This is a genomic window from Hansschlegelia beijingensis (assembly GCF_045505405.1).
Taxonomy (GTDB): domain Bacteria; phylum Pseudomonadota; class Alphaproteobacteria; order Rhizobiales; family Methylopilaceae; genus Methylopila; species Methylopila beijingensis_A.
In genome coordinates this window covers 1-4,248 of the sequence record NZ_JBJKEX010000270.1, presented here as the reverse complement: position 1 = coordinate 4,248, position 4,248 = coordinate 1, and the positions used below count along the sequence as shown (strand labels likewise).

Genomic DNA, 4,248 nt, shown 5'->3' with positions numbered 1-4,248 from the left:
CGTCCCTGCGGGCGCGCGCCTCCGCCTGCTCGGCCTCGGCAAGCGCCCGCATCTCCGGGTCCGCCGCAGCGTCCTCGATCAGCTTTCCGAGATCGGCGAGCTCGGCGTCCGTCGCCCGCAGCGCCTGAATCGCCTCGACGACCGGCTCGAGTTCGGCGCGCTCGCGGCCAAGCTTCGCCAGGGCCTCGCCGTCGGTCGTCTCGCCCAATGCGTTTTCGACGACGGCGAAACGCTCGAGCACGGCCTCGAGCCGCTCTTCTGGAAGTCCCGCGCTCACATTTCGACCTGAAGGTTCTTCCTGGCGGCGAACTCGCTGAGCTCGGCGCGCAGCGATCCCGCGCCGTCGCGCCGCGCCAGCAGCGGCTGCATGAACGCCGAAATCTCGCCGGCGTCGACGTCGAGCAGCGCCGCCTTGACCTGGCCGATTGCGGCCGGGGACATCGACAACGCCCGATAACCAAGTCCGACGAGCGCCATGGCCTCGAGCGGCCGCGCGCCGATCTCTCCGCAGAGCGTCACGGGTCGGCCGGCCTCATTGGCTTTCCTGGCCACGCGCGCAAGCGTGCGCAGGAAGGCAGGGCTCAGCGGATCGAAGCGGCCGGCCACACGCGCGTTGCCGCGATCGACCGCGAACAGGAACTGCAACAGATCGTTCGAGCCCACCGACAGGAAGTCGGCGCGCTCCAGGATCTCGTCCAGCTGGAACAGCAGCGACGGCACCTCGATCATCACGCCGAGCGAAAGGGACGACGGCACGGGATGACCGTGCCGAATGAGGCGCGCATGCTCGCGCCGGACGATGTCGCGCGCGGCGTCGAACTCGGTGACGGAGGCGACCATCGGGAACATGATCTTGAGATCGCGTCCCCCGGCCGCGTGCAGCAGCGCGCGGATCTGCGTGCGGAGCAAGGCTGGGCGATCGAGGCCCAGCCTGATCGCCCGCCAGCCGAGGGCTGGGTTCTCCTCCGGCTCGGCCCGCATGTAGGGCAGGATCTTGTCGCCCCCGACGTCGAGCGTCCGGAACGTCACCGGCTTGTCGTCGGCCGCGTCCAGCACCGCGCGGTAGAGCTGCTGCTGCGCCGCCGTGCGCGGCATGGAGGCCGCCACCATGAACTGAAGCTCGGTCCGGAACAGCCCGATGCCGGCCGCGCCGGTTTCGGCGAGATGCGGCAGGTCGACCAGGAGGCCGGCGTTCAGCATCAGCGAGACTTTCGCTCCGTCGCGCGTCTCCGAGGGCCGTTCGCGAAGCGCGCGATACTGCTCCTGGCGCCGGGCGCGAAACCGGACCTTGTCCACATAGGCCCGTTCGACGTCGCCCGTGGGACGGACGTGGATCTCGCCCGACACGCCGTCGACGATGATCGCGTCGCCGCTCTCGACGAGGGCGCTCGCGTTCTCGATCTGGCCGACGGCGGCGATGCCCAGAGCCCGGGCCACGATCACCACATGGCTGGAGGCCGACCCCTCTTCAAGGACCAGCCCACGCAGCCGCGTGCGATCGTAGTCGAGCAGCGCGGCCGGCCCCATCGAGCGCGCGACCAGGATGGCGTTCTCGGGAAGCTGCGTCGTCTCGGGGATCATGCCCTTGCCGGGGGAGACCAGCTCGCGCAGCAGGCGGTTCGCCAGATCGTCGAGATCATGCAGGCGCTCGCGCAGATAAGGGTCGGTCTGGCGCTGCATGCGGGCGCGCGTATCGGACTGGACGCGCTCGACCGCGGCCTCGGCCGTGAGGCCGGTGAGCACGGCCTCCTGCAGCCGGCGGCCCCAACCGCGGTCGTTGGCGAACATGCGGAACGCCTCGAGGACGTCGCGATGTTCGCCGGTGCGAGCGAAATCGCCCTCGTCGATCATCACGTCGATCGAAGCCCGCAGCCCTGTCAGCGCGGTTTCCAGGCGATGGAGCTCGGCCGCGGAATCCTCCGCGATGAGCTTCTTCACCACGACCCGCGGCTCGTGCAGCACCACATGGCCGAGGCCGATGCCTTCCGAAAGCGCGAGACCTGTCGCATGAGCCGGGCGCCGGGTCGCGGGTTCGAAGCCTTCGCCGACGCCGGCGAGCTCGCCGCTCGCGATCATCTCCGCGATCACCATCGCGGTGGTCTGGAGCGCCTCGATCTCCTCGTCCGAATAGGTCCGGTGCGATTTGTTCTGGACGACGAGCACGCCGAGCGTGTTGCCGGCCCGCAGGATCGGCACGCCCAGGAACGAGTGGTAGATCTCCTCGCCCGTCTCCGGCTTGTAGGAGAAGGCGGGATGCGACTGCGCGTCCGAGAGGTTGACCGGCTCCGCCTCGTCGGCGACGAGGCCGACCAGGCCCTCGCCCTTGTGCATCGTCGTGCGATGCACGGCCGCGCGGTTCAGGCCTTCGGTCGCATAGAGCTCAAGGTCGCCATCGGTGCGCAGCACATAGACCGAGCAGACCTCGGCGACCATGTTCGCTGCGATCAGGACGACGATGCGGTCGAGACGTTCCTGGGCCGCGACCGGCTCAGCCATGACCTCGCGCAGCCGGCGCAAAAGCACGCGCGGGCCGCCATACGCGCCTCGCATCTTCCGCTCTCCGGATGGAGGGAGCTCCCCCGCCTCAACCGCCCTGTGGGCCGCCGCCGCCGCGCGCCCGAAAGGCCTGTGACTCTCAGGCCTTGTCCAGCCCGTATAGCGAATGCAGCGTTCGCACGGCAAGCTCGGCATAGGCCGAGTCGATCAGCACCGAGATCTTGATCTCCGAAGTGGTGATCGCGCGAATGTTCACGCCCCGCTGCGCGAGCGCCTGGAACGCCTGGGCCGCGACGCCGGCGTGGCTGCGCATGCCGATGCCGATCACCGAGACCTTGCAGGCGTCCGCCTGCGTGTTCAATCCGGCGAAGCCGATCTCGGCCTTCTTGGCGTTGAGGATCTCGATGGCGCGCGCCTGGTCGGAGGTCGGCAGCGTGAAGGTGATGTCGGTCGTCTTGCCGTCCTCGGAGATGTTCTGGACGATCATGTCGACATTGATCGACGCTTCCGCCAGCGGGCCGAACACGCCGGCGGCGACGCCGGGCCGGTCTTCGACCCGGCGGAGCGTGATCTGGGCCTCGTCCTTGGTGTAGGCGATGCCTGTGACGACCTGCTGTTCCACGATCTCGTCCTCGTCGCAGATGAGAGTTCCGGGCGGCAGTCCGCCTGGCCCGGTCTGGGGCGCATCAGGCGCGTCGAAACTCGACCGCACGAAGACGCGCACCTTGTGCACCATGGCCATCTCGACCGAGCGCACCTGAAGCACCTTGGCGCCGAGCGACGCCATCTCAAGCATTTCCTCGAACGCGATGCGATCGAGGCGGCGGGCCTGCGGCACGATCCGCGGGTCCGTCGTGTAGACGCCGTCGACATCCGTGTAGATGTCGCAGCGATCGGCCCCGACCGCGGCCGCCACCGCCACCGCGCTGGTGTCGGACCCGCCGCGCCCGAGGGTCGCGATCCGGTTGTCCGGCGCGATGCCCTGGAAGCCCGCGATCACCGGCACCTGGCCGTCCGTCATCCGGGAGATGAGCGAGTCGCCCTCGATCGAGGCGATGCGGGCGGAGCCGTGAGCGCCGTCGGTCCGCAGCGGAATCTGCCAGCCCTGGAAAGAGCGCGCCGGAACCCCGACCGCCTGCAGGGCGATGGCCAGCAGCCCGGCCGTCACCTGCTCGCCCGAGGAGACGATCGCGTCGTATTCGCGAGCGTCATGCATCGGCGAGGCTTCCCGGGTCCAGGCCACGAGCTGATTCGTAGCGCCCGCCATGGCGGACACCACCACGGCTACTTCGTGTCCGGCTTCGACCTCCCGCTTGACGTGCTGCGCGACGTTGCGGATGCGTTCGACGTTCGCGACGGAGGTGCCGCCGAACTTCATGACGATGCGGGACATGGCGGGAATGCGGCTTTCAGAGAGGTCGGACCGGCGGGCGGGAGTAAGCCGCCGGCCGAAAGGCGCGTATAGATAGCCAAGCCCCTCCGCAGACACAACGCCGCAGGAACCTGCTTATGGTTATGGACGACCGAGCGCACGCTCCGAGCCTCGACAAGGACGAGGTCGCGCGCTTCGAGGCGCTCGCGGCGCGGTGGTGGGATCCGGAGGGGCCGATGAAGCCGCTCCACCGCTTCAATCCCGCCCGGGTCGCGATCTTCCGGGACGCGATCGCCGCCCGCTTCCACCGCGACGCGCGCGCCATGCGACCGCTCGAAGGGCTGCGGCTGCTCGACGTCGGCTGCGGCGCCGGCGTGCTC

3 protein-coding genes and 1 pseudogene are annotated in these 4,248 nt (G+C 69.4%); 1 reads left to right on the top strand and 3 read right to left on the bottom strand.

What is annotated here, in order from left to right; translation table 11 throughout:
• From ACIKT0_RS14030 to ACIKT0_RS14020, 3 genes are all read right to left on the bottom strand, one after another.
• Positions 1-277 (bottom strand): PCRF domain-containing protein (locus ACIKT0_RS14030; protein WP_407105939.1); only part of this gene is annotated, 277 nt, incomplete at its 3' end.
• The gene (gene ptsP, locus ACIKT0_RS14025; protein WP_407105938.1) at positions 274-2,550 is read right to left on the bottom strand and encodes a phosphoenolpyruvate--protein phosphotransferase; all 2,277 of its coding nucleotides are present in this window, start codon (positions 2,548-2,550) and stop codon (positions 274-276) included. The genes ptsP and ACIKT0_RS14030, both read right to left, overlap by 4 nt.
• A gap of 85 nt (positions 2,551-2,635) precedes the next feature.
• On the bottom strand, positions 2,636-3,889 hold the full coding sequence (locus tag ACIKT0_RS14020) for an aspartate kinase (protein WP_407105937.1): 1,254 nt from the start codon (positions 3,887-3,889) through the stop codon (positions 2,636-2,638).
• Between the two features lie 122 nt (positions 3,890-4,011).
• Between ACIKT0_RS14020 and ACIKT0_RS14015 the strand changes: the two are divergent.
• A pseudogene (locus tag ACIKT0_RS14015) lies at positions 4,012-4,248 on the top strand (bifunctional 2-polyprenyl-6-hydroxyphenol methylase/3-demethylubiquinol 3-O-methyltransferase UbiG); the annotation flags it as partial.